Below are 23,343 nucleotides of genomic sequence, written 5' to 3' on the forward strand. Positions count from 1 at the left end.
TGGGGGCGCATCACCAAGCGCGGCGACGCGTACCTGCGCACGCTGCTGATCCAGGGGGCCAAGTCGATAGTGCTGACGGCGCACAGGCGCGACGACCCGATCTCGCGCTGGGTGCAGGCCTTGCGCGAGCGCTGCGGCTGGCAGAAGGCCGTGGTGGCGTTGGCCAACAAGAACGCACGCATTCTGTGGGCCGTGTTCGCACGGGGCCGGCCCTTCGATGCGCACCACGTCAGTACCAAACCACCAGGCGTCATCGTCGCGGTGATCGCGACGTAGCGCCAGCCGTTCGGATACCCTTTGTTGTTGTTTATTTGCTTGCCAGACGTGAGTTCGAAGATGCAATGAACAGGTCAGACCGGCAGCGGGCAAGCTCGACTCCTCCTTGGTGATGCCGGTTGTAGTGGGCATCACGAGAAATGAATGGAGCCCCGCTGAGCGGTTCGTATCTGGGTCCGCACGGCCACGTGCCAGTGCAACAAGACCGTCGGTAGATGTGCAGTCTGTTCCTCGTTTCGTTGCGCCTCGATCCTCAATGCCTCGCAAGCGATACAGCTTGGCAGAAAAACCAACCCAAACCCGTGCTTGACTGCGCGAGAAGTCCCGGTACAAGGAGGAGGCCGAAGGCCGGGGGACATTCGCGGAGGGGAGTACCCGGTGGCCTGTGCACGCGCCCTGAGCAACAGCGGCCCAAACGAACACACACCCATAAATACAAGCCCAAGCAAACCCGCAACAAGCAGCTTGAAGGAGACATGACATGACCGACACCACCGCCCCCCTCTACCGCGCCGAGGCGCTCAAGGACTACGCCAGCGCCCTGCTGCAGAAGGCCGGCCTCGCCGCTCCGATGGCCGACAGCGTCGCCCGCACCCTCGTCGAAGGCGACCTGCTGGGCCACGACACGCACGGTTTCGCGCTGCTGGCCGGCTATGTGAAGGAACTCGAATCCGGCGGCATGACGCGGGAAGGCGCGCCCGAGGTGCTGTCGGACCGCCCGGCCGCCGTGCTCTGGGACGGCAAGCGCCTGCCCGGCCCCTGGCTCATGGAACAGGGCATGGACCTGCTGGTTCCGCGCGCCCGCGAACTCGGCACCGCCTCGCTCGTGATCCGCCGCAGCCACCACATCGCCTGCCTCGCCGTGTACATGCTGCGCGCGCTCGAGGAAGACATGCTGATGCTGCTCGCCTGCTCCGACCCCAACACCGCCAGCGTCGCGCCCTTCGGCGGCACGCAGGCGGTGTTCACGCCGAATCCGCTGGCCATGGGCTTTCCGCTCTCGCAAGGCGGCGTGATGGTCGACATCTCGGCCTCCATCACCACCAACGGCATGAGCAACCGCAAGCGCGCCGCCGGCGAAACCTTTGCCGAGGATTGGCTGATCGACGCCGCCGGCAAGCCGTCGAACAACCCGCAGGTGCTGTTCGACCAGCCGCCCGGCACGCTGCTGCCCGTGGGCGGACTGAGCCATGGGCACAAGGGCTACGGCATGGCGCTGCTGGTCGAGACGCTGACGGCCGGCCTCGCCGGACATGGCCGCGCCGACCCGCCCGAGGGCTGGGGCGCGACGGTGCACGTCACGCTGCACGATCTGCATGCCTTCGGCGGCAAGGAAGCCTTCCTGCGCCAGATGGACCATGTGGCGGCGCAGTGCCGCAACAACCGGCCGATCGATCCGGCCAGGCCCGTGCGGCTGCCGGGCGAAGGCGGCCTGAAGCGCCGCGATGCGCAGTCGAAGAACGGGGTGCGGCTGCACCCGTCGATCGCGCGGTCGCTGCAGGATGCGGAGCAGCGCCACGGGCTGCGCCTTGCGCAGGCGCTGCTCTGAGATAGCTGGCTAGATTTCTTCGGGCGGCTCTTCTTGCGCCGGCTCCCCGGCTGCGCGCGGCTTGCGCTTGCCGGGCTTGGCGACGACCTCGACGTAGAACTGCTTGCCGCCTTCCTTGGCAATGCCGTCGATCAGGCCCGTGATGGCCGACAGGTGCACGGCCTCGGCGGTTTCTTCGGAGGCGCCGAACCTGCAGTCGAAGTCCCAGAAGTCCGCGCCTTCTGGCAGGACGCGGCGGCGCTCGCGCTTGATGTACTTGCGGATCTCGTGCTTGATGGCTTCGAGGAGTCGGTCGGGGTGCTTGCCCTCGACCTGAAGCTGAAAGGTTTTTCTCATGGTCGATCCTAACCCGCGGCCTGTGTACAGTCGGCGGTGGTTCAAACGAAAGCAGGTGAAGACATGGCGCGCGCAAACGACTGGGCAAGCAAGGTGATGGCATTGGTCAACGGCGGCAACGCATCGGCGGCCATCGCGCAGATCAAGGTCGCACCCTCGGTCAAGGACCTGAAGGCGCTGCAGACCATCATGACGCTATCGAAAATGAAAGGCCGCTATCCGAACGTGGATGCGGCCATTGCGGACAACCTCGCGCTGCTGGCGGCGCCGCGCCTGCACCGCTCGCCCTGAGTCGGGAGGCCTACAGGGCCTGGCCCAGGCGCTTCACGCCCTCTTCGATCTTGGCCACGTCGGCCGTCGCAAAGCTCAGGCGCAGCGTCGCGACATCGGGCTTCTCCGCAAAGAACGGCGCCCCGGGCACGAAGGCCACGAGCTTCTCGATGGCGCGCTTGGCCAATTCGTTGGCATCGGCCAGCTTGCCGTTGGCGCCCGTGAGGCGGGCCCAGAAGAACAGGCCGCCCTGCGGCTGCGTGAAGCTCACCGCATCGCCCAGCTCGCGCTCGAGCGCCGCGCCCATGGCCTGCGCGCGCTGGCCGTACACCTCGCGCACGTGCGCGAGCGTGGCCGGCATGCGGCCGCTCTTGAGGTACTGCGCGGCCGTGGCCTGCGAGAAGGTGCTGGTGTGCGCATCGCTGAACTGCTTGCACATCGTCGCCTTGGCCAGCAGTTCGGCCGGCGCGATCATCCAGCCGATGCGCAGGCCCGGGCTCAGCACCTTGCTGAGGCTGCCGCAGTGCGCGAGCAGCTCGCGGCTGCCCGGCACGTCCTTGCTCAGCGCCAGGATCGAGGGCGGCGGCGCTTCGCCGAAGTAGAGGTCGCCGTAGGGATCGTCCTCGACGATCAGCGTCTGGTACTTCACGGCCAGCTCGAGCACCTTCTTGCGGCGCTCCAGGCTCAGCATGGCGCCGCTCGGGTTGCCGAAGGTGGGAATCAGGTAGACGAACCTGGGCTTGTGCTCGGCGATGAGCTTTTCGAGCTCGTCGGTCTTCACGCCGTTGGCATCGATGGGCGCGCTGATGAGCTGCGCGCCGTAGAGGCGGAAGCACTGGATGGTGGCCAGGAAGGTCGGGCCCTCGACGATCACCTTGTCGCCGGGCGAGATCATGGTCTTGCCGAGCAGGTCGAGCGCCTGCTGGCTGCCGGTGGTGACGATCAGGCCACTCGGGTCCACGTCGACGCCCTTGGTCTTCATGAAGGCGCCCAGCTGCGTGCGCAGCGGCTCGTAGCCTTCGGTGGCGCCGTATTGCAGCGCGCCGCCGGGCTCCTCGGTCAGCGCCTTCTGGCTCGCCTCCTTCAGGCCCTCCACGTCGAACATGGCGCTGTCGGGGAAGCCGCCCGCAAAGCTGATGATGCCGGGCTTGCCCAGCAGCTTGAAGAGTTCGCGGATGGCGGAGGTTTCGACGTTGTCGAGGCGGGAGGCGAATTGCATGGGAAGTCTCACTTTCTGGGTCGCTATTGTGGCGAAAGTGCGGCGGCATGCGCCGCGGTCGGCTTTGGGCCGCCGGCGATATATTGGGCGCCTTGCCCGGAACCCCATGAAAAAAGACAACATCCCCCTCTTCTTTGCCACCCTGCAGGCGGCCAACCCCACCCCCGAAACCGAGCTCGAATACGCCACGCCCTTCGAGCTACTGGCCGCCGTGCTGCTCTCGGCGCAGGCGACCGACGTGGGCGTGAACAAGGCCACGCGCAAGCTGTTTCCGGTGGCGAACACGCCGCAGGCGATCCTCAGGCTGGGCGTGGAGGGCCTGGAGGACTACATCAAGACCATCGGGCTGTACCGCAGCAAGGCCAAGCACCTGATCGAGACCTGCCGCATCCTGGTGGAGAAGCATGGCGGCGAGGTGCCCCGCACGCGCGCCGAACTCGAGGCGCTGCCGGGCGTCGGCCGCAAGACCGCCAACGTGGTGCTCAACGTGGCGTTCGGCGAGGCGACGATCGCCGTGGACACGCACATCTTCCGCGTCAGCAACCGCACCGGGCTCGCGCCGGGCAAGACGCCGCTCGAAGTGGAGCTCAAGCTGGAGAAACGCGTGCCGTTCGAATTCCGGCTGCATGCGCACCACTGGCTCATCCTGCATGGGCGCTACATCTGCGTGGCACGCACGCCGAAGTGCTGGGAATGCGCGGTGGCACCCTTTTGCGACTACAAGCCGAAGACGCCGCGGCCCAAGTCGGCCTGAGGCCGTACTGAGCCCGGCCTGTTCCCCAGCTACAGCTCGAATGCCTCGACCTGCCGGCCGTCGATGTCGGTGAAGCCGTATTCGCGCGCCAGGTCGGCCACGCGATGCACGCCGCCGCTTTTCTCGAGCGCCCGCGCGTCGCCCGCGAGCGCGGCCACCGCGCGGCCGAGATAGCGCGGCGACTCGGTCCGCGCCAAGGCCGGGTGCTCGCGCCAATGCGCCTCGTCGGTCTTGTGGGCCGCCAGCACGAACTCGGTGCGCATCCAGCCCGGCGACACGGCCAGCGAAGCGACGCCGTGCGGACGAAGCTCCTGCGCCATGCCAAAGGCCAGCCGGGTCATGGCCGATTTGGCGAGGTCGTAGAACAGGTTCCCGCGCAGGTAGTTGCCGCGGTCCCAGAAGGTGGTGGTCACGATCAGCCCGCTCTTTTGCGCCACCATCAGCGGCGCGGCAAAGCGGCTGGCCAGCAGGTGGTTGCGCACGCCGCGGTCGAACATCGAGTCCCAGTTGGAAAGCGGATGCTCCCAGAACGGCGCCTCGAAGACGCCGGTGAAAGTTTCGTGGCCGCCCCAGGCGTTGTTGACGAGCAGGTCCACGCGGCCCTGCTCGCGCTGCACCTGCGCAAAGAGCTGCTGCACCTCGTCTTCCTGCGTGTGGTCGCAGCGCACCGCAATGCCGCGTCCACCCAGGCGCGCGACCTCGTCGGCAGTTTCGTCGATGCTGCCCGGCAGGGCTTCGAGCTCCGAGAGCACGAGCAGCTGGCCATAACTTTTTGCCGGCTGCCCGCGCGTGCTTCGACCGGTGACGTACACGGTGGCGCCCGCGGCGCCCAGTTCCAGCGCAATGCCGCGGCCGGCGCCGCGGCTCGCTCCGGTCACCACGGCCACGCAGCCCTTCAACTGTCGCTCCCTGCTTTCAGATGGCATCGTCCTGTCCTTTCGTTGCGAGTGAGAAGCGACGGTAGAGCCGCGTCAATCCGCCGTCTTGGAAGAACCCGAAATCGCGCGACCCAGAAACTCCGTAGGCGTGAGGCCGCAAAGCGCCTGGAACTCGTTGATGAGGTGCGATTGGTCATAGAAACCGCCATCCAGCGCAAGGCTGGCCCAGGCGGGCTCGCGCTGCAGGCGCAAGGCGCGCACGCAGGCATGCAGCCGCGCGAGCCGGCTCCAGGCCCGCGGCGACAGCCCCACCTGCTGCCGAAAGACCTGCTGCAGCCGCCGCTCGCCAAGGCCGACGGCAGCCGCCACCTCGCGCAGCGGGCGCCGCCCGCCCGACGTGGCGATCAGTTGCGCCGCGCGCATGGCCGCCGCGTGGACGGCGCCGTCGCCATCGGCGAGCCGGCGCTGCAGGGCCGCGCACAGCACCGACACGCGCGACGCGTCATCCGGCTGCAGCGCGATGCGCTCCAGCAGTTCGGCGCCGCGGCCGCGCCACAGTTCGTCCAGGTGCACGGCAGTGCCTGCGATCTCGCTGGCCGGCCTTCCGAGCAGCGCCGCGGCCGCGCCGGGGCGCAGGGTCACCGACAGCCCTTCCATCTTCCGGCAGAGGCGCACGAGGGCCGGCGCCGCCGACGCGCCGATGGCCTCGACCGCATGTCCGGCGCTCTCGCCCGCCGAGGGCGCATCGCCCAGGTTGAAGACCAGCCGCACCGCCCCATCGGGCAGCACGCGCTCCAGAACCTCGCGGCCCTCGGGCAGCGTTTCCCTGTAGAGAAGAATGTGCGCAACGTGCATCCGCAGCGGCTCGGCGACCGAAAAGGCGCGCAGCGTGTCCGCGGGCATGCCGGCCTCCGGCCCGTGCAAGGGGTCGTCGTCGAGGCGCAGGTACAAGCGTTCGTTCTTGGGCAGTGTCGGCATCGCGTTGGCGGACCGTGGCGCGCGGCAGCGGGTGCCGCCGTGCATCAGCTGCATTCGATCAGCTGGCACGCCCCATAGTCAATGGGCGCCGACGGCCACTGCGCGGCATCGTCGACGCGCCGCACGCCGCGATGCAGCAGCTCCACCGCCCGCATCACGCCCGCATGCGTGACCCACACCGCGTCCTGCCCCGACGCGCGCCATTCATCGAAGGCCGTGCCGATGCGCTGCATGAAGCGGGCCGTGCTTTCGCCATGCCCACCCGGGCACCCTTCGGCGAAATTGCAGGTCCACGCCTCGAACTCGGCGCGGGCAATCGACGACCAGGGCCGGCCTTCCCAGGCGCCGAAATCCATCTCGGCGAGGCGCGGATCGGCGCGCGTGGCAAGGTCCGGACGCAGCCTGCCGATGGTCTGCGCGAGTTCGGCGCAGCGCCGCAGGGGCGAGTGCGCCAGCGCCAGGTCCGCGGGCAGGCGCGAAGCCACCGCATGCGCCACCGCCAGCGTCGCCTCGGCCGGCACGCCCACATCCGTGCGGCCGTAGCAAAGGCCCGGCGCGGCGTCTGTCTGCGCATGGCGCACCAGCCACAGCTTCATGCCTGCCACGCCAGCGCCAGGTAGATGGCGAGCTCGCACAGCTGCTGCGTCGCGCCGAGCCCGTCGCCGGTGAATCCCTGCAGCCGGCGCCGGAACATGCGCGCCATGACCAGCGCCGCCAGGGCGCATGCCACCGCCATGGCGATCGTTCGTGCGGGGCCCTGCGTCGCCAGCATCAGCAGGGCAGCGGGCACCGACCAGAGCACGCCGACCAGCAAGGCACCGCCGCCGATCGCATCGGCCAGCGGCTTGGCCTTGCTCGCGCCGCTGTCGCCCACATACGGCAGCCAGCGGATCAGGAACAGCGGCGCCAGGCGCGACAGCACATGCGCGCCGACGATGGCACCGGCCACCGCCTGCGCGCCCTGCCCCGCCATCGACGCGAGCAGCGCGGCCTTGAGGCCGAGCGCCAGCACCAGCGCAATGGCGCCGAAGGCACCGATGCGCGAGTCCTTCATGATCTCGAGCGCGCGGCTGCGGTCGGCCGATCCGCCCAGGCCGTCGGCAACGTCGGCGAGTCCGTCTTCATGAAAGGCGCCGGTCAGCAGCACCGTTGCGGCCATGCTCAGCAGCGCCGCGGCCAGCGCGCCGGCCACACCGGGCAAGCCCCGCAGCGCGAGCACGAAAACAGCTGCGCCCACGCCACCCACGAGCCAGCCCACGCCCGGAAAATGCGCCGCGCTTGCGCGCAGCATCTGTGGGCTGAAGCCGATCCATTCGGCGAGACGGCCGGTCACCGGCACGCGCGTGAAGAACTGCAGCGCCAGCAGGTAGTGGCGGACACCGTTCATGGGTTCAACTGTCCTTGCGCGACACGCCGGCGGCTTCGAAGCTGGCCATCTCGCGCAGGATGCGGCAGGCCGATTCGAGCAGCGGCCAGGCCAGCGCGCCGCCCGAGCCTTCGCCCAGGCGCAGGTCCAGGTTCAGCAAGGGCTCAAGGCCGAGGTGCTTCAGCAGCAGCGCATGCCCGGGTTCCGCCGAGCTGTGCGCGGCCACGCAGCGCTGCGCCACATGCGGCTGCAGCGCCTGCGCCAACAGCACCGCGGCGCTCGCGATGAAGCCATCGACCACGATCACGCGCCGCTCCTGCGCCGCCTGCAGCACCGCGCCGACCAGCGTGGCAATCTCGAAGCCGCCGAACGCAGCGAGTGCATCGAGCGGCTCGCTCGCAGCCGCATGCAGCGCCAGCACCTCGCGCAGCACCTCCCGCTTGCGCGCGAGCCCCGCGGCGTCGAGGCCGGTGCCGGAGCCGGTGCAGCCGTCGATGTCCAGCCCCGCGAGCCGCGCAAGCAGCAGCGCCGCGGCCGAGCTGTTGCCGATGCCCATTTCGCCGAGCAGCAAGGCATTGCCCGGCAGCGCGCGCACCACCTCGCGCCCGTTGGCGATGGCTTGCGCGCACTGCGACGGCGTCATGGCAGGGCCAACCGATGCATCGGCAGTGCCCGCGGCGATCCGGCGCGAGACCAGCCCGGGGCGGGCCTGGAAGTCGCGCCGCACGCCGCAGTCGACCACGGTGAGCGCGAGGCCGTGCTGGCGCGCCAGCACGCTGACGGCCGCGCCGCCGGCCAGGAAGTTCTCGACCATCTGCCAGGTCACGTCGCTCGGAAAGGCCGAGACGCCGCGCGCCGCCAGGCCATGGTCGGCCGCGCACACCAGCATCTGCGGTGCTTCGAGCACCGGCGTTTCACTGCCCAGGACGAGGCCGATCCGCAAAGCCAGGCTCTCGAGCCGGCCGAGCGCGCCGAGCGGCTTGGTCTTGTTGTCGAGCGCGCTTTGCAGGCGCGCCGCAAGGGCGCCGTCATGGATGTCGGGGATGGAAGGAATGGTCTGGTTGCTGTCGGTCATGCGATCAGGCCCTGCAGTACGCCGGCCTCGAAGTGGTTGTCGATGAAATCGGCCAGGCCGTCGAAGGTGGCGTCGAGCGTGGGTGCCGCGGCGCCGAAGAGTGCGTGGAGCGCGGCCGCGTCCTCGAACAGGCCGTGCAGGTAGAGGCCCAGCACGTTGCCGCGCGCGTTCTGCCAGGCCAAACCCCCGGGCATCACGGCATGGCCGTCCTGCGCCATCTGCGGGTGGATGGCGGTTTGGCCGTGATGGATTTCGTAGCCCGCCACCGGCACGTTCGAGAGCGACGCCCATGCGCCGCCCAGCTGGCCGAAGACGGCCGTGCGGTGGCGCACGGTCTTTTCGCGCTCGAACACCGTCACCAGCGGCAGCAGGCCCAGGCCGGGCGCATTGCCGTCGATGCCGTGCGGATCGACCAGCGCCTCGCCCAGCATCTGCAGGCCGCCGCAGACGCCCAGCACGGCACCGCCGCCGGCCGCGTGCGCGGCAATGGCACGGTCCAGCCCCTGCGCGCGCAGCCATGCGAGATCGCCGCTGGTGTGCTTGGAGCCGGGCAGCACGATCCAGTCGGCGCCGGCCAGCTCCGCCGGCGTGCGCGCCCAGACCAGGCGGATGCCCGGCACGTTCTTGAGCGGCTGGAACTCGTCGAGATTGCTGATGCGCGGGTAGGCCACCACGCAAACCGTGCGCGTGACAGGCCCGCTCGCGTGGCTTCTGTCGTCGAACACGCCGTCTTCTTCCGGCAGGCCGTGCTCCCGCCACATCGGCAGCGTTGCAACGGTGGCGATGCCCGTCAGCGCCTGCAATTGCTGCGGCGCCGGCGCCAGCAGCGAGGCATCGCCGCGGAACTTGTTGAGCACGAAGCCGCGCAGCAGCGCGCGGTCGCTCTCGGGCATCAATGCCCAGGTGCCGTACAGATGCGCGAAGGCGCCGCCGCGGTCGATGTCCGTCACCAGCAGGCAGCGCGCATCCGCATGGCGGGCCACGCGCAGGTTGACGATGTCGCTGGCCATCAGGTTGATCTCGGCCGGCGAGCCTGCGCCTTCGATCACCACCACGTCGTTCTCGGCGCGCAGCGCGTCGAGCGCCTCTGCAATCCGCGGCCAGACGCGCTCGCTGCGCCCGCGCCAAGGCATGGCCGTGAGCTCCGCGCTCACCTGCCCCATCAGCACCACCTGGCTGTGGGTGTCGCGCTCGGGCTTGAGCAGCAGCGGGTTCATGCGCACGTCGGGCACGGCACGGGCAGCCCGTGCCTGGAAATACTGCGCGCTGCCGATTTCGCCGCCGTCGACCACGCGGGCGTTGTTGCTCATGTTCTGCGCCTTGAAGGGCGCCACCTTGAGGCCCTGGCGCGCGTACCAGCGGCACAGCGCGGCGGTCAGCCAGCTCTTGCCGGCGCCACTGGTCGTGCCGAGAACCATCACGCATCGGGTTGTCATGCGGCTATTGTCCGTTGTCGCCGCAGCCCTCTTGCGGCAGCCGCGAAGAGGCAAAGAAAAAGGGGCTTGCGCCCCTTGGTTTTTCTTTCAGCGCGCCGCGGTCTGTACCGCGGCTGCCCCGTCCTGGGGCGGCGCCTTTGCGGTGGCCGCCGGCACCTCCCAGCCGCCGCCGATGGCGCGGATCAGCCCCACGGCCGCCTGGTACTGCGCCGACTTCACCTGCAGCGCCTGGCGCCGGTTGCGCAATTCGCTGCGGCGGGCGTCGAGCAGGTCGAGCTGGCTGATGTAGCCGTTGCGGTAGCGCGTGTCCGACAGGCTGGTCGCGCGCTGCGCCGAGGTGACGGCCTGCGCCTGCACCGCCGACTGCTCCTGCAGGATGCGGATCGCGGACAGCTGGTCTTCGACCTCCTGGAACGCCACCAGCACCTGGTTGCGGTAGTTCGCGAGCGCGCCGTCGAGCTGGGCGTTGGCGCCCTGCACGCCGGCTTCGCGGCGGCCGCCGTCGAAGATCGGCAGCGAGAGCAGCGCACCCACGCCCCACGAGCGGGCCGACCACTTGAACAGGTCGCCGATCTCGGGCGATGCATAGCCGGCCGCGCCGGTCAGCGAGATGTCCGGGAACCACGCCGCCTGCGCCACGCCCACGCGGGCCTGAGCTGCGAGCACCGCGTTCTGCGCGGCCGAAACGTCGGGGCGGCGCGTCAGCACCGTGGCCGGTACGCCGGGCGGCACGGACGGCAGCGCGGTGGCCCAGTCGTCGGTGCGCAGGCCGAAGCTCGAGGCCGAGTCGCCCACCAGCACCGCGAGCGCATGCTCGACCTGGGCGCGCTGCCGGTCGAGCGCGAGCGCGTCCGACTCGGTGGACGAGACCTCGGTCTGCACGCGCGCCACGTCGAGCTCGGCGATGTCGCCGGCTTGCTGCCGGCGCTGCGAGAGGCGCAGCGTGTCGCGGTAGGCCTCGACCTGCTCGCGCACCAGCGCGCGCTCGGCGTCGAGCGCACGCAGCTGCAGGTAGGTCTGGGCCACTTCGGCCTGCACCGCGAGGCGCGTGCTCTGCAGCAGGGCCTCGCGGCCCTGCGCATCGAGCTTGGCCGCATTGCTCGCGCCCGAAAGCCGGCCGAACAGGTCGACCTCGTACGAGAAGGTGGCGCCGATGTTGGTCATGGTGGCCGGCCGGGTGCTGGCCGTGGCCTTGTCGAGGCCGGCGCCGCGGTTGGCGCCCGCGCCCAGGCCGATCTGCGGCATGCGGTCGGCATTGGCGCTGCGCGCCAGCGCGCGGGCCTCGGCCAGCCGCGCCGCCGCGGCCTGGATGTTGTTGTTGCTGACGTCGGCCTTCTCGACCAGCGCATTGAGCACCGGATCGTTGAACGCCAGCCACCAGGCGCCGCGCGCCTGCGCTTCGGAGGGCACGGCACGCGTCCAGCCCGCGGGCGGGGCGGCGCCCTGCTCCTTGAACTCGGCGGTGGTCTGGATCTCGGGCACGCCGGAGGGCACGCTCGCGCAGCCGGCCAGCACCAGGGCTGCGACCAGCGGCAGCAAGGCAGTGCGGGCCCAGGGTTGAAATGCGAATTTCATGATGATGAACTTTCTTCTTGATCGACCAGGCGATCAGTCATGCGAAGGACGCGGCGAGGCCGGCACCGGGTGCAGCCCGCCGCCGCCCGAACCACCGTGCGACGAGGGTGCCGCAGCGACCGGATGGCCCGCCGAGACAAACTCCTCGCCATGCGGCACTTCGCCATGCAGCTTGAGCGCGCGGTTACCCGCCAGGCGGCGCAGCAGCACATAGAACACCGGCGTGAGGAACAGGCCGAAGGCCGTCACGCCGATCATCCCGGCGAACACCGCCACGCCCATGGCCTTGCGCATCTCCGAGCCCGCGCCGGTCGACAGCACGAGGGGCAGCACACCCATCACGAAGGCCAGCGAGGTCATGAGGATCGGGCGCAGGCGCAGGCGGCTGGCTTCGATCGCGGCCTGGATCGGCGTGCGCCCGGCGAACTCGAGCTCGCGCGCAAACTCCACGATCAAAATCGCGTTCTTCGCACTCAGCCCCACCAGCACGATCAACCCGATCTGCGTGAAGACGTTGTTGTCACCCCCCGATATCCATACGCCGGTCATCGCGGCCAGGATGCCCATCGGCACGATCAGGATGATCGCGATCGGCAGCGTCAGGCTCTCGTACTGCGCGGCCAGCACCAGGAACACCAGCAGGATGGCCAGCGGGAACACCAGGAAGGCGGAGTTGCCGGCCAGGATTTCCTGGTAGGTCAGCTCGGTCCACTCGAAGCTCACGCCCTTGGGCAGCGTCTCGGCCGCGATCTTGGTGATCGCGTCCTGCGCCTGGCCCGACGAATAGCCCGGGGCCGGGCCGCCGTTGATGTCGGCCGCCAGGTAGCCGTTGTAGCGCATGGCGCGTTCCGGCCCGAAGGTCGAATTGACCTTCATCAGCGCCGACAGCGGCACCATCTCGCCCGTGGTCGAGCGCACCTTCAGCATGCCCACGTCTTCGGCGCGGGCGCGGTACGGCGCATCGGCCTGCACGCGCACGCTGTAGGTGCGGCCGAACTTGTTGAAGTCGTTCGCATACAGGCTGCCGAGGTAGATCTGCATGGTGTCGAAGATGTCCGTCACCGGCACGCCGAGCTGGCGCGCCTTGGTGCGGTCGATGTCCGCATACAGCTGCGGCACGTTGACCTGCCAGCTCGTGAACATGCCCGTGAGCTCCGGCGCGGCATAGGCCTTGGCCATGAAGGCCTTCACCGCCGCGTCCATCTGGTCGTAGCCGACCGAGGCGCGGTCTTCGATCTGCAGCTTGAAGCCGCCCGTGGTGCCCAGGCCCGCCACCGGCGGCGGCGGGAACATCACGATGAAGGCGTCCTGGATGCTCGCGAAGGCGCCGTTGAGCTGCCCGGCCACCGCACCGCCGCTCTGGTCGGCGCGCTTGCGCTGGTCGAAGGGCTTGAGCGTGGCAAACACGATGCCCGAGTTCGAGCTGTTGGTGAAGCCGTTGATCGACAGGCCCGGGAAGGCGATGGCGTCTTCCACGTTCGGGTTCTTCTTCATGATCTCGCCCATGCGCTGGATCACTTCGTCGGTGCGGTCGAGCGTGGCGCCGTCGGGCAGCTGGGCAAAGCCGATCAGGTATTGCTTGTCCTGCGCCGGCACGAAGCCGCTGGGCACGGCCTTGAACAGGCCGAAGGTCACGCCGATCAGCGCGAGGTAGATTACCAGCATCAGCGTCTTGCGCGAAATCACGCCCTTGACGCCGCCGCTGTAGGCTTCCGCGCCACGGCTGAAGAGCTTGTTGAAGCCGCGGAACAGCCAGCCGAAGGCCTTGTCCATGCCGCGCGTCAATGCGTCCTTGGGCTGGTCATGGCCGCGCAGCAGCAAGGCGGCGAGCGCGGGGGACAGCGTGAGCGAGTTGATCGCCGAGATCACCGTCGAGATCGCAATCGTCACCGCGAACTGGCGGTAGAACTGGCCCGTGAGACCGCTGATGAAGGCCAGCGGCACGAACACGGCCACCAGCACCAGCGCGATCGCGATGATGGGGCCGGACACTTCGCGCATCGCGCGGTACGTGGCTTCGCGCGGCGTGAGCCCCGCCTCGATGTTGCGCTCGACGTTCTCCACCACCACGATGGCGTCGTCCACCACGATGCCGATCGCCAGCACCAGCCCGAACAGGCTCAGCGCATTGATCGAGAAGCCGAGGACGTGCAGCACCGCGAAGGTGCCGATCACCGACACCGGCACGGCCAAAAGCGGAATGATCGACGCGCGCCAGGTCTGCAGGAACAGGATCACGACCAGCACCACCAGCAGGATGGCTTCGAGCAGCGTGTGGATCACCGATTCGATCGATGCGCGCACGAACTGCGTCGGGTCGTAGGCGATGCGGTACTCCAGCCCTTCGGGCATGTTCTTGTTGAGCTCGGCCATCGTCTTGCGCACGTTCGACGAAATGTCGAGCGCGTTGGAGCCCGGCGCCTGGAACACGCCCATTCCGACGGCCGGGTCGTTGTTGAGCAGCGAACGCAGCGAGTAGTCGGCGGCGCCCATCTCGAGGCGGCCGATGTCGCGCAGGCGGGTCACGGCGCCGTCGGTGCCGCTCTTGACGATGATGTCGCCGAACTCTTCCTCGCTCTGCAGGCGCCCTTGCGCATTGATCGAGAGCTGCATGTCCACGCCCGACAGGCCCGGCGATGCGCCGACCACGCCGGCCGCGGCCTGCACGTTCTGGCCGCGGATCGCAGCCACCACGTCGCTGGCCGAGAGGCCGCGCTGCGCGACCTTCTGCGGGTCGAGCCAGACGCGCATGGAATAGTCGCCGCCGCCGAAGATCTGCACCTGGCCCACGCCTTCGATGCGCGCGAGCGGGTCCTTGACGTTCAGCACCGCGTAGTTGCGCAGGTAGTTGATGTCGTAGCGGTTGTTCGGCGAGACGAGGTGGACCACCATCGTCAGGTCGGGCGCGCTCTTGACGGTCGTGATGCCGAGGCGGCGCACTTCCTCCGGCAGGCGCGGCTCGGCTTGCGAGACGCGGTTCTGCACCAGCTGCTGCGCCTTGTCCGGGTCGGTGCCGAGGCGGAAGGTGACGGTGAGCGTCAGCACGCCGTCGGTGGTGGCCTGGCTGCCCATGTAGAGCATGCCCTCGACGCCGTTGATCTGCTCTTCGAGCGGCGTGGCCACGGTTTCGGCGATCACCTTCGGGTTGGCGCCCGGGTACTGGGCGCGCACCACCACCGAGGGCGGCGCAACTTCCGGGTACTCCGAGATCGGCAGCCCGCGCAGCGCGATCAGGCCGGCTATCAGGATCAATAGCGACAGCACGCCGGCAAAGATCGGCCGGTCGATGAAGAATTTAGAGAGATTCATGTTGTTTCTCCGGCGAGCGCAAATGCGCTCCCCACCGAGTTCAGGACTTCGCGGCTTCCGCGACGCGTTCCGGTTGTTGTTGCTTGGTGTCGGCCTTGGCGTCCATCGTCACGGTCTGCGGCACCACCAGCGCACCGGGGCGGATGTGCTGCAGGCCGTTGACCACCACGCGGTCGCCGGCCTTCAGGCCCTTGCTCACGACGCGCAGCCCGTTGATCGATGCGCCGAGCGTCACTTCGCGGTACGTGGCCTTGTTGTCCTCGCCCACCACCATCACGAACTTCTTGTTCTGGTCGGTGCCGATGGCGCGCTCGCTCACCAGCAGGGCCGAGTCGCTGCGCGCCTGGCCCATGCGGATGCGGGCGAACTGGCCCGGAATGAGGGCGCCGTCCTTGTTGTCGAACGAGGCCCGCACACGCACCGTGCCGCTGCGCGCATCGACCTGGTTGTCGATCAGCTGCAGCTTGCCGGTGAAGGGCGTGCCTTCGAGGCCGGCGGTGCCCATCTGCACGGGAATGCTCTCGATCTGGCCGCGGGCGCTGGCGCCGCTCGGCAGGTCCTTCAGGGCCCGCGTGATCACCTGCTCGTCGGCATCGAAGCTCGCGTAGATCGGGCTCACCGACACCAGCGTGGTCAGCACCGGCGCGCCGGGGCCGGCGGCCACCAGGTTGCCCATCGTCACTTCGAGCTTGCCGATGCGGCCCGCCACCGGCGCCCGCACCTGGGTGTAACCCAGGTTCAGCCGCGCCGACTGCAGCGACGCTTGCGCGGCACGCAGGTTGGCTTCGGCTTCACGGGCGGCGTTCACGCGTTCGTCGTATTCGCGCTGGGCGATGGCCTGCTGGTCCCACAGGCGCTTGGCGCGCTCCTGCTCGCTGCGGCTGAAGGCCTGGCGGGCCTGGGCCGAGGCCACCTGCGCTTCGGCGCGCTCCACTTCGGCCGCGTACGGTGCGGGGTCGATGGTGATCAGCAGGTCGCCCTGCTTCACCAGCGCGCCTTCGCGGAAGTGCACCGACTGCACGGCGCCCGCCACGCGGGAGCGCACGTCGACGCGCTGCACCGCCTCGAGCCGGCCCGAGAACTCGTCCCAGGCGTTGATCTCGCTCGAAGCCACGGTGGCCACCGAGACCGGCGTGCCCTGCTGCGCCGCGGCCGGTGCCGTGGCCTCCGCCTTGAAGCTGTGCATGCCGAGCACCGCGGCGGCCACCGCCAGCAGTGCGGTGAGGCCGGTCACTGCGGGCCACAGGCCCTTGCGGGCGGCGGAAGAAAGGTTTTGCTTGTTGTTCGACATGATGGTTCGTCCTTCTCGATGACTTCTTGGGATGCAACAGGCCATCCCGGCGCTTTTGGCGCCAGGAGGCGGAACTCGAAAATGACCGGGGTTACCGGTGGGCCGAGGGGCGGCGTCGCGTCGTCAGCAGAGGGCTGCCGCGACCGGCCCGCCTAGCTGGGCTTGGGTGCTACCGGGGGCGGCGTGGTGGCACTGAAAAATTCGCGGAAGTGCTGCTGCACGCTGGCTTCGCAGGCCTTGCAGCCCGAGGGCTCGGGGTCGTACAGCGCCCTGGGCCAGTTGGCGGCACCGGGCAGCACGCTGCTGGTGACGTCGATGCCGGCTGCGCGCAGGCGCCCGGCAAAGGTCATTGCCTCGTCGCGCATGGCGTCATCGGGGCCCACCAGCACCAGGGCCGGCGCCAGGGACGACAGCCGCAGCGACCCGCTCGGCACCGCGTAAGGGTGCATCGCGTTCGACGGGCAGCTCAGGTACTTTTCCCAGCCCGTGGCCCAGCGGCATTCGGCCGAGTCGTTGGTGGCCTTGCGCAGCGACGCCGTGCCCGCGCACGGGTCGAGCATGGGCGACAGCAGGATCTGCCCGGCCAGCGGCGGATGCGCCCGGTCGCGGGCGATCAGCGCCACCCCGGCGGCCAGGTTGCCGCCGGCCTCTTCGCCGGCCAGGTACACCTGGGCGCCCTTGCCGCCGAGCTTCACGCGCTGCTTGTAGAGCCATTCGAGCGCGGCATAGCCCACTTCGATGGGCTCGGGGAAAGGCGACTCGGGCGCCAGCGGATAGTCCACCGACACCACCACTGCGCCCGCGCCGGCCAGCAGCCGGGCCACGTTGCGCCCGTTGTCCAGGTTGCCGCAGATGAAGGTGCCGCCATGGAAGTGCAGCACCAGCGGCACCGTCTCGCCGCGCGGGCGCTGTCCGTAGACCCGGGCGCCCACGGGCTCGCGGCCGGGCAGCTCGATCGACAGATCGGCTTCCACGCCTTGCGCCGCGGCGAGAGCAGCGGCTTCGGCAGAGCGGGACGATGGGCGCGGTGACATGGAGGCAACCTCAGGAGGATTGGCGATAGTCGAAATATAAGGCGGCCAGTGTGGCGTTAAACAGGCAAGCTGCCCCTACTCTGTTTCCAAACAGCTAACAATCCAGGAAACGCCGGGGATTGTCACCTTGTGTGAGAATCCGCGTCCTCCCGGCAATGGCCGGGCTCCCAGGAACAGTCATCAATGGATCAAATCCAGGCAATGCGGATCTTTGTCCGCGTGGTGGAAGCGGGCACGTTCACCCGGGCGGCGGACTCGCTCGCCCTGCCCAAGGGAACGGTCACCAAGCAGATCCAGGCGCTGGAATCGCGCCTGCGGGTGAAGCTGCTCAATCGCACCACGCGGCGAGTGACCGTGACGCCGGACGGCGCGGCCTACTACGAACGCGCGGCGCGCCTGCTGAACGACTTCGACGACATCGAGGCCAGCATGACCAACGCGCAGGCCAATCCCACGGGGCGGCTGCGCATCGACGTCGGCACCTCGGTGGCGCGGCAGATCATCCTGCCCGCGCTGGCCACCTTCTGCGACCGCTACCCCGAGATCCAGGTCGACCTGGGCGTGAGCGACCGCACGGTCGACCTCATCAGCGACAACGTCGACTGCGTGATCCGCGCCGGCGAGCTGAGCGACCAGTCGCTGGTGGCCCGGCGCATCGGCACGCTGCACTTCGTGACCGTGGCATCGCCCGCCTACGTCAAGCGCTACGGCATTCCGCAGCATCCGAACGACATCGAGAAGCGCCACCACGTGGTGAGCTATTTTTCGGGCACCACGCGGCGCATCTATCCGCACGAGTTCAGGAAGGGCGACGAATACATCGAGCTCAACGGTCCCTACCGCGTGTCGGTCAACGAGAGCAACGCCCACATGGCGGCGGTGCTCGGCGGCTTCGGTATTTCGCAGTGCATCACCTTCATGGCCGAGCCGCTGCTCGCAAGCGGCGAGCTGATCGAGGTGCTGCCCGACTGGCAGCGCGAGCCGCTTCCGATCCACGTGGTCTATCCGCCCAACCGCCACCTGAGCGCGAAGGTGCGGGCCTTCGTGGACTGGGCGGCGGAGCTGTTCGCGAAGAACCCGCGGCTGCAGCGGCGCTGAACTGCGCCTGACGCGCCTCAACCGGCCGGAGCGAACACCGGCTCGCAGCGCACCTCGGTCTTCACCGAATTGGCGATGAAGCACTCTTCGTGCGCGCGGTGGTGCATGTGCTCGACCTGCTCGCGCGTGGGCAGGTTCTCGCCGGAGAACGTGACCTCGGGACGCAGCGTGACCACAGTCATCGCAAGCTTGCCCTCGGCGTTCTTTTCCATGACGCCGCTCGCCGCATCGAAGTAGCGGTCGACAATGAACTTGCGCTTCACCGCCATGGTGAGGAACCACAGCATGTGGCAGCTCGAGAGCGACGCGACAAAGGCCTCTTCAGGATCGACCGCCGCCGCATCGGAAAACGGCAGCGGCACCACGTGCGGCGACGAGGAGCCCGGCACTTCCGCGCCGCCATCGAAGCGCAGCGAATGCCTTCTGCTGTAGCTGTTGCCGAGGAAGTCCTGGTCGCCTCGCTGCCAGAGGATTTCTGCGGTGTACTGGGCCATGCCTTGCTCTCCAGAGCCAAAAGAGGAGGCGCCATTCTGCGTCAGAAGAAGCCGGCGAGCCTGATCAAAAGCGGCACCAGCAGCGCCGTCGCGATGCCATTCAGCCCCAGCGCCAGCGCGGAGAAGGCGCCCGCCGTTTCGTTCACCTGGATGGCCCGCGCGGTGCCGATGCCGTGCGCCGCCATGCCCACGGCAAAGCCGCGCACCGCGGGCTCCTTGATGCGCAGCAGGTTCAGGAGACCCGTGGCCATGATGGCGCCCGAGATGCCCGCCACGGCGGCCGCCACCGCAGCCAGCGACGGCAGCCCGCCGATCTTCTCGGCCACGCCCATCGCGATCGGCATGGTGGCCGACTTGGGCGCGAGCGACATCAGCAGCTCGTGCGATCCGCCCAGCGCCCAGGCAATGCCGATGGCCGACACGATGGCCGCCACCGAGCCCACCAGCAGCGCCACGCCGATCGGCAGCCACAGGCGCCGCAGCCGCCCGAGCTGGCCATAGAGCGGCACGGCCAGTGCCACGGTGGCCGGCCCGATCAGGAAGTGCACGAACTTGGCGCCTTCGAAATACGTGTCGTAGGGCGTGCGCGTGGCGAGCAGCACGCCCACGATGACAACCACCGACACCAGCACCGGATTGACCGCCGGGTTGGCGCCGCTGCGCCGGTGCAGCCACAGCGCGCCCAGGTAGGCCAGCAGCGTGAGCGACAGCCACAGCAGCGGCGACTGCGCCAGGAAGACCCAGATCTCGGACAGCTTGGCGGGCGGGGTCATTCGGCGTCCTTGCCGGTGATGCGGATCATCCAGCGCAAGGTGAGCGCGGTCACGGCCATGGTGAAGGCCGCGCCCACGATGCCCGCCGCAAGGAACGGAAGCCATTCGCGCCCTACCCGTTCGAAATGCAGCATGACGCCGGTCACCGCGGGAATGAACAGCAGCATGAGGTTGCGCAGCAGATGGCCCGAGGTCTCGTTCAGCGCCTCGGGCACGCCGCCGCGCACGAGCAGCACGATGAACAGCAGCAGCATGCCGATCAGCGGACCGGGAATCGGCAGGCCCAGCCACTGCACGAGCAGTTCGCCGGCCAGCTGGCAAAGAAAGAGCGTGGTGATGGCGTAGAGCATGCGGATGTCCTGGCTTTCAAGATTCGGCCGAAGCCGCCGCGCGCATCCAGGCTTCTTTCAGCGCCTGCTGGCTCTGCGGCGGCAGCACGCCGAGCCGCACATGGCCCGGCCGGCCGAATGATGCACAGTCTCGCAGCTTGATGCCTTCGGCGCGCAGCCGGGCGGCCCGCTGCTGGTAAGGCGCATCGGTGCGCGCGCAAAAGAAGTTGGCCTCGCTCGGCAGGCACTGCCATCCCATGGATTCGCAAAGGGCGCGCTGCTGCGCCTTCCATTCGCGCAGGGTGCGCAGGCTTCGGGCAAGCCAGGCTTGGGCGGGCTCGCCGATCCAGGTTTCGAGCAGCGCCACGCCATGCGCGCCCACCGGCCACGAGGGGGCCAGCCGCTCGAGGCGCTGCTTCAGCAATGCGGCGGCATCGCCTTCGGGCGCAATGGCATAGGCGGCGCGGATTCCGGTCAGGCCCATGGCCTTGTTGGGCGTCCACAGCTGCCAGACGCGGTGGCGCTGCGCCGCGTCGAGCGATGCCGCGCCTTCGAGGCGCAGCGGCTCGTAGGCCAGGTCGAGCACGCAGGGGCCGCCGGCCGCGGCGTGCAGCGCGAGATCGGCCTCGGCCTGGCCCAGCGGGCTCGACGGCTCGCAGCACCAGCGCAGCGCTGCTCCGTCATGCGGCGCTGGCGGCCGCAGCACCTGCAAACCCCAGGCCGATGCCGCGCGCTCGTAGTCGCCATAGCTGTGCGCCGGCAGCACCACCTGCCGGCCGCCGCCCTGCGCAAAAGCGGCGCTGATGCGGTGGATGAATTCGCTGGCACTGGCCGCGATCACGATGCGTTCGGCGGCCACGCCGTGAAAGCCTGCCAATGCTCGGCGCAGCGCCGTGTAGCCCGGGTCCGGGTAGTGCGCCGCATCGGCTGCACGCAGTGCGGCAAGCACAGCGGGGCATGAGCCCGTGGCATTGCCGTTGGTCGAGAAATCGTGCCAGGCGGTGCCGGTGGCGTCGGGCCCGCCATGCAACAGGCCGGTGGATGTCGTGTGTTCCGGTGTCATGCCCAGTCGGTTGCCGCGAAGAAGATGGCCAATGATGCACAAGCGGCCGTGGCCAGCACCGCCCTGCCGCCCCATCGCGCGGCCCGCTGGGTATCGGCCGCATCGGCGGGCCGTCCTTCGGCATTCAAGGCATAGATGCCAGGCTTGGCAAGCCGCACGCCGAGCAGCAGCGCCATCGCCGCCATCGGCCAGCCGCTGTTGGGCGACGGCGTGCGCCGCGCCTCGCCTGCCACGCCGCGCGGCCAGCGCCATGCCGCAAGCGCAAGCAGCAGCGCCGTGAGCCGCGCCGGCGGCCACGAGAGCAGGTCGTCGGCGCGCGCGGCCCACTTGCCGAACCAGTTCCAGTCGCGGCCGTTGCGTTCGCCGCGGTAGCCCCACATCGCATCGGCCGTGTTGGCGAAGCGGTAGACCGCCGCGCCCGGCAAGCCCAGCAGCACGAACCAGAACAGCGGCGCCACGAGCGAATCGTTGAGGTTCTCGGCCAGCGACTCGATCGCGCTTTCGCGCACCTCGCGTTCGCTGAGCACGGAAACATCGCGGCTCACCAGCCGGGCGAGCTGCGCGCGGCCTGCGTCCAGCGACACCGCCAGCGCCGCCTCCACGGCCAGCACTTCGGCGCGCAGCATGCGCCATGCGAAGAGCGGCTTCAGCGCAAGGGCCATCGCCAACGCCAGCACCCATGCGGGCAGCCATTGCACCATCGCAGCCTGCACGCCGGCGGCGACCACCCCCACGCACATCGCGCCCACGCACCACGCCAGCGCCCCGATCGAGAAGAGCGACAGGTCGCGCGGCTTCACCTTGGCCACCGGCGGTGCGATGCGCATGCCGATCCAGCCGAGGTACTGCCCCATCCACACCACCGGATGCCAGCGCGCGGCGGGTTCGCCCAGCCAGCAGTCGATGGCAAGCGCAAGCCACAGCGCGGCGGCGAGGGCCAGGGCGTGTTCGAGGGGAAAGGGGGGCATGGGAGCCGTCATTCTCGCGAAGACGGGGTGGGAAACAGGTCCGACGGCTGGCCCCAGCGTTCGTCGAACACCAGCGCCGACAAGGGCTCGCGCCGGGCCCAGCGTTCGCGTTGCAGCATCGGCTCTTCGTAAAAATCGTGCACCGGGCCCAGGCACAGCAGCGCGATCGGCTCCGCCCCCTCGGGCAGGCCCAGCAGGGCCGACACCTCGGCGGGATCGAACAGCGAGACCCAGCCCATGCCCAGCCCTTCGGCACGCGCCGCAAGCCAGAGGTTCTGGATGGCGCAGGACGCCGAGGCCAGGTCCATCTGCGGCAAGGTGCGCCGGCCGAACACATGCCGCTCACGGCCGTCGGCCAGCGACACGGCCAGCAGTTCGGCCGCATCGAGCACGCCCTGCACCTTGAGCCGCATGAACGCGTCTTCGCGCTCGCCGAGGGCGCGGGCCGTCAGCACGCGTTCGCGCTCGATCACATCGTGCAGACGCTGACGCAAGGCACCGTCGCGAATGCGAATGAACCGCCACGGCTGCATGAATCCGACACTGGGCGCGTGATGCGCCCCTTCGAGCAGCCGGCGCAGCAACTCGGGCGCCACCTGCCCCCCGGCGAAGTGACGCATGTCCCGCCGCTCATGGATGGCGCGGTACACCGCCCTCACCTCGTCGGCCGCGAAGGCTTGCGACATCGAAATCAGTCCTCGATGCCGCGCTGCGCCGGAATGCCGGCCTTGAATGCGTGCTTGACCATCGCCATCTCGGTCACGGTGTCGGCCAGCTCGACGATCTCGGGCGGGCAGCGCCGGCCCGTGAGCACCACGTGCACGTGCTTGGGCCGCGTGCGCAGCGTTTCGAGCACGCCCTCGAGCGGCAGCCAGCCGTAGATCAGCGGATAGGTGATCTCGTCGAGCACCACCAGGAAGAACTCGCCCGAAAGAATGGCCGCCCTGGCTTTTTCCCAGCCATCGCGCGCGAGCTGGGCCGAGTGTTCGAGGTCCTGGCTCTTCCAGCTGAAGCCGTCGCCCAGCCCCTCGATCGGAATGCCGATCTGCTCGAACATGCGGTGCTCGCCGAAGCGCGCCGAAGGCACCTTCATGAACTGGTAGATCTTCACCGCCTTGCCGCGGCCGTGCGCGCGCAGCGCCAGGCCGAAGGCCGCGGTGCTCTTGCCCTTGCCGTCGCCGGTGTTGACGATGACGATGCCGCGGCGTTCGCCTTCGGCCTTGTCGTACGGCTTCTCGCTGGGGGGAGTTTCGATTTGCATGAGGCGGGCTC

23 protein-coding genes and 1 pseudogene are annotated in these 23,343 nt (G+C 69.2%); 5 read left to right on the plus strand and 19 right to left on the minus strand.

Features of this window, described 5'->3' with window-relative positions:
• Positions 1–276, plus strand: a pseudogene (locus VPA02S_RS31900) (IS110 family transposase); the annotation flags it as partial.
• Between the two features lie 481 nt (positions 277–757).
• On the plus strand, positions 758–1,825 hold the full coding sequence (locus VPA02S_RS00010; RefSeq protein WP_062361413.1) for an Ldh family oxidoreductase: 1,068 nt from the start codon (positions 758–760) through the stop codon (positions 1,823–1,825).
• Positions 1,826–1,834: 9 nt separating this feature from the next.
• On the opposite strand, the gene VPA02S_RS00015 is transcribed toward VPA02S_RS00010, so the two are convergent.
• A complete protein-coding gene (locus tag VPA02S_RS00015; RefSeq protein ID WP_062361416.1) occupies positions 1,835–2,161 on the minus strand; it encodes a DUF6172 family protein in 327 nt (108 codons plus the stop codon).
• 63 nt (positions 2,162–2,224) lie between these two features.
• On the opposite strand from VPA02S_RS00015, the gene VPA02S_RS00020 reads away from it, so the two are divergent.
• Positions 2,225–2,452 (plus strand): hypothetical protein, encoded by a 228-nt coding sequence (locus VPA02S_RS00020; RefSeq protein WP_012747682.1) that lies wholly within the window; start codon positions 2,225–2,227, stop codon positions 2,450–2,452.
• Positions 2,453–2,462: 10 nt separating this feature from the next.
• On the opposite strand, the gene VPA02S_RS00025 is transcribed toward VPA02S_RS00020, so the two are convergent.
• The gene (locus tag VPA02S_RS00025) at positions 2,463–3,650 is read right to left on the minus strand and encodes an aminotransferase-like domain-containing protein (RefSeq protein ID WP_062361420.1); all 1,188 of its coding nucleotides are present in this window, start codon (positions 3,648–3,650) and stop codon (positions 2,463–2,465) included.
• A 106-nt stretch (positions 3,651–3,756) separates the two neighbouring features.
• Here VPA02S_RS00025 and nth point away from each other — a divergent pair, with 106 nt between their 5' ends.
• On the plus strand, positions 3,757–4,404 hold the full coding sequence (gene nth / locus VPA02S_RS00030) for an endonuclease III (RefSeq protein WP_012747680.1): 648 nt from the start codon (positions 3,757–3,759) through the stop codon (positions 4,402–4,404).
• A 29-nt stretch (positions 4,405–4,433) separates the two neighbouring features.
• Here the strand turns inward: nth and VPA02S_RS00035 are convergent, their stop codons facing one another.
• From VPA02S_RS00035 to VPA02S_RS00080, 10 genes are all read right to left on the minus strand, one after another.
• On the minus strand, positions 4,434–5,330 hold the full coding sequence (locus VPA02S_RS00035; RefSeq protein WP_062361423.1) for an SDR family NAD(P)-dependent oxidoreductase: 897 nt from the start codon (positions 5,328–5,330) through the stop codon (positions 4,434–4,436).
• Between the two features lie 45 nt (positions 5,331–5,375).
• On the minus strand, positions 5,376–6,260 hold the full coding sequence (locus tag VPA02S_RS00040; protein ID WP_244883313.1) for a helix-turn-helix domain-containing protein: 885 nt from the start codon (positions 6,258–6,260) through the stop codon (positions 5,376–5,378).
• A 44-nt stretch (positions 6,261–6,304) separates the two neighbouring features.
• Positions 6,305–6,856 carry a histidine phosphatase family protein gene (locus tag VPA02S_RS00045; RefSeq protein WP_012747677.1) on the minus strand — a complete coding sequence of 184 codons (552 nt, stop codon included), beginning with the start codon at positions 6,854–6,856 and terminating at the stop codon, positions 6,305–6,307.
• Positions 6,853–7,647, minus strand: a complete 795-nt coding sequence (locus tag VPA02S_RS00050; protein WP_062361426.1) for an adenosylcobinamide-GDP ribazoletransferase — start codon at positions 7,645–7,647, stop codon at positions 6,853–6,855. The genes VPA02S_RS00045 and VPA02S_RS00050 overlap by 4 nt, the downstream gene beginning before the upstream one ends.
• A gap of 4 nt (positions 7,648–7,651) precedes the next feature.
• Positions 7,652–8,701 (minus strand): nicotinate-nucleotide--dimethylbenzimidazole phosphoribosyltransferase, encoded by a 1,050-nt coding sequence (gene cobT, locus VPA02S_RS00055; protein WP_062361429.1) that lies wholly within the window; start codon positions 8,699–8,701, stop codon positions 7,652–7,654.
• The gene (locus VPA02S_RS00060) at positions 8,698–10,137 is read right to left on the minus strand and encodes a cobyric acid synthase (RefSeq protein WP_062361431.1); all 1,440 of its coding nucleotides are present in this window, start codon (positions 10,135–10,137) and stop codon (positions 8,698–8,700) included. The genes cobT and VPA02S_RS00060 overlap by 4 nt, the downstream gene beginning before the upstream one ends.
• 87 nt (positions 10,138–10,224) lie before the next feature.
• A complete protein-coding gene (locus VPA02S_RS00065) occupies positions 10,225–11,712 on the minus strand; it encodes an efflux transporter outer membrane subunit (protein WP_062361434.1) in 1,488 nt (495 codons plus the stop codon).
• 33 nt (positions 11,713–11,745) lie between these two features.
• The gene (locus VPA02S_RS00070; protein ID WP_012747672.1) at positions 11,746–15,021 is read right to left on the minus strand and encodes an efflux RND transporter permease subunit; all 3,276 of its coding nucleotides are present in this window, start codon (positions 15,019–15,021) and stop codon (positions 11,746–11,748) included.
• Positions 15,022–15,061: 40 nt separating this feature from the next.
• Positions 15,062–16,312, minus strand: coding sequence for an efflux RND transporter periplasmic adaptor subunit (locus tag VPA02S_RS00075; protein WP_012747671.1), 1,251 nt, complete (start codon positions 16,310–16,312; stop codon positions 15,062–15,064).
• A 152-nt stretch (positions 16,313–16,464) separates the two neighbouring features.
• The gene (locus VPA02S_RS00080; RefSeq protein WP_012747670.1) at positions 16,465–17,346 is read right to left on the minus strand and encodes an alpha/beta hydrolase; all 882 of its coding nucleotides are present in this window, start codon (positions 17,344–17,346) and stop codon (positions 16,465–16,467) included.
• Positions 17,347–17,529: 183 nt separating this feature from the next.
• Here VPA02S_RS00080 and VPA02S_RS00085 point away from each other — a divergent pair, with 183 nt between their 5' ends.
• Positions 17,530–18,444: a LysR family transcriptional regulator gene (locus VPA02S_RS00085; protein WP_012747669.1), complete on the plus strand. Its 915-nt coding sequence runs from the start codon at positions 17,530–17,532 to the stop codon at positions 18,442–18,444.
• 17 nt (positions 18,445–18,461) lie between these two features.
• On the opposite strand, the gene VPA02S_RS00090 is transcribed toward VPA02S_RS00085, so the two are convergent.
• Genes VPA02S_RS00090 through cobO form a run of 7 tightly spaced genes read right to left on the minus strand, consistent with a single transcriptional unit; the run spans position 18,462 to position 23,332 of the window.
• Positions 18,462–18,938, minus strand: a complete 477-nt coding sequence (locus VPA02S_RS00090) for an OsmC family protein (RefSeq protein ID WP_018905053.1) — start codon at positions 18,936–18,938, stop codon at positions 18,462–18,464.
• 41 nt (positions 18,939–18,979) lie between these two features.
• Entirely contained in the window at positions 18,980–19,711 is a 732-nt protein-coding gene (locus VPA02S_RS00095; RefSeq protein ID WP_018905054.1) for an LrgB family protein, read from the minus strand.
• Complete coding sequence (locus tag VPA02S_RS00100) at positions 19,708–20,061, minus strand: CidA/LrgA family protein (RefSeq protein ID WP_012747666.1); 354 nt, start codon at positions 20,059–20,061, stop codon at positions 19,708–19,710. The genes VPA02S_RS00095 and VPA02S_RS00100 overlap by 4 nt, the downstream gene beginning before the upstream one ends.
• A 16-nt stretch (positions 20,062–20,077) precedes the next feature.
• Positions 20,078–21,103 (minus strand): aminotransferase class I/II-fold pyridoxal phosphate-dependent enzyme, encoded by a 1,026-nt coding sequence (locus VPA02S_RS00105; RefSeq protein ID WP_062361437.1) that lies wholly within the window; start codon positions 21,101–21,103, stop codon positions 20,078–20,080.
• Positions 21,100–22,071, minus strand: a complete 972-nt coding sequence (cbiB, locus tag VPA02S_RS00110; RefSeq protein ID WP_374987759.1) for an adenosylcobinamide-phosphate synthase CbiB — start codon at positions 22,069–22,071, stop codon at positions 21,100–21,102. Before cbiB ends, VPA02S_RS00105 begins: the two co-directional genes overlap by 4 nt.
• A gap of 8 nt (positions 22,072–22,079) precedes the next feature.
• Positions 22,080–22,757, minus strand: a complete 678-nt coding sequence (bluB, locus tag VPA02S_RS00115; RefSeq protein WP_062361443.1) for a 5,6-dimethylbenzimidazole synthase — start codon at positions 22,755–22,757, stop codon at positions 22,080–22,082.
• 5 nt (positions 22,758–22,762) lie between these two features.
• Positions 22,763–23,332: a cob(I)yrinic acid a,c-diamide adenosyltransferase gene (gene cobO, locus VPA02S_RS00120; RefSeq protein WP_012747662.1), complete on the minus strand. Its 570-nt coding sequence runs from the start codon at positions 23,330–23,332 to the stop codon at positions 22,763–22,765.
• Positions 23,333–23,343 lie beyond the last annotated feature (11 nt).

The organism is Variovorax paradoxus NBRC 15149, assembly GCF_001591365.1.
GTDB classification, from domain to species: domain Bacteria; phylum Pseudomonadota; class Gammaproteobacteria; order Burkholderiales; family Burkholderiaceae_C; genus Variovorax; species Variovorax paradoxus.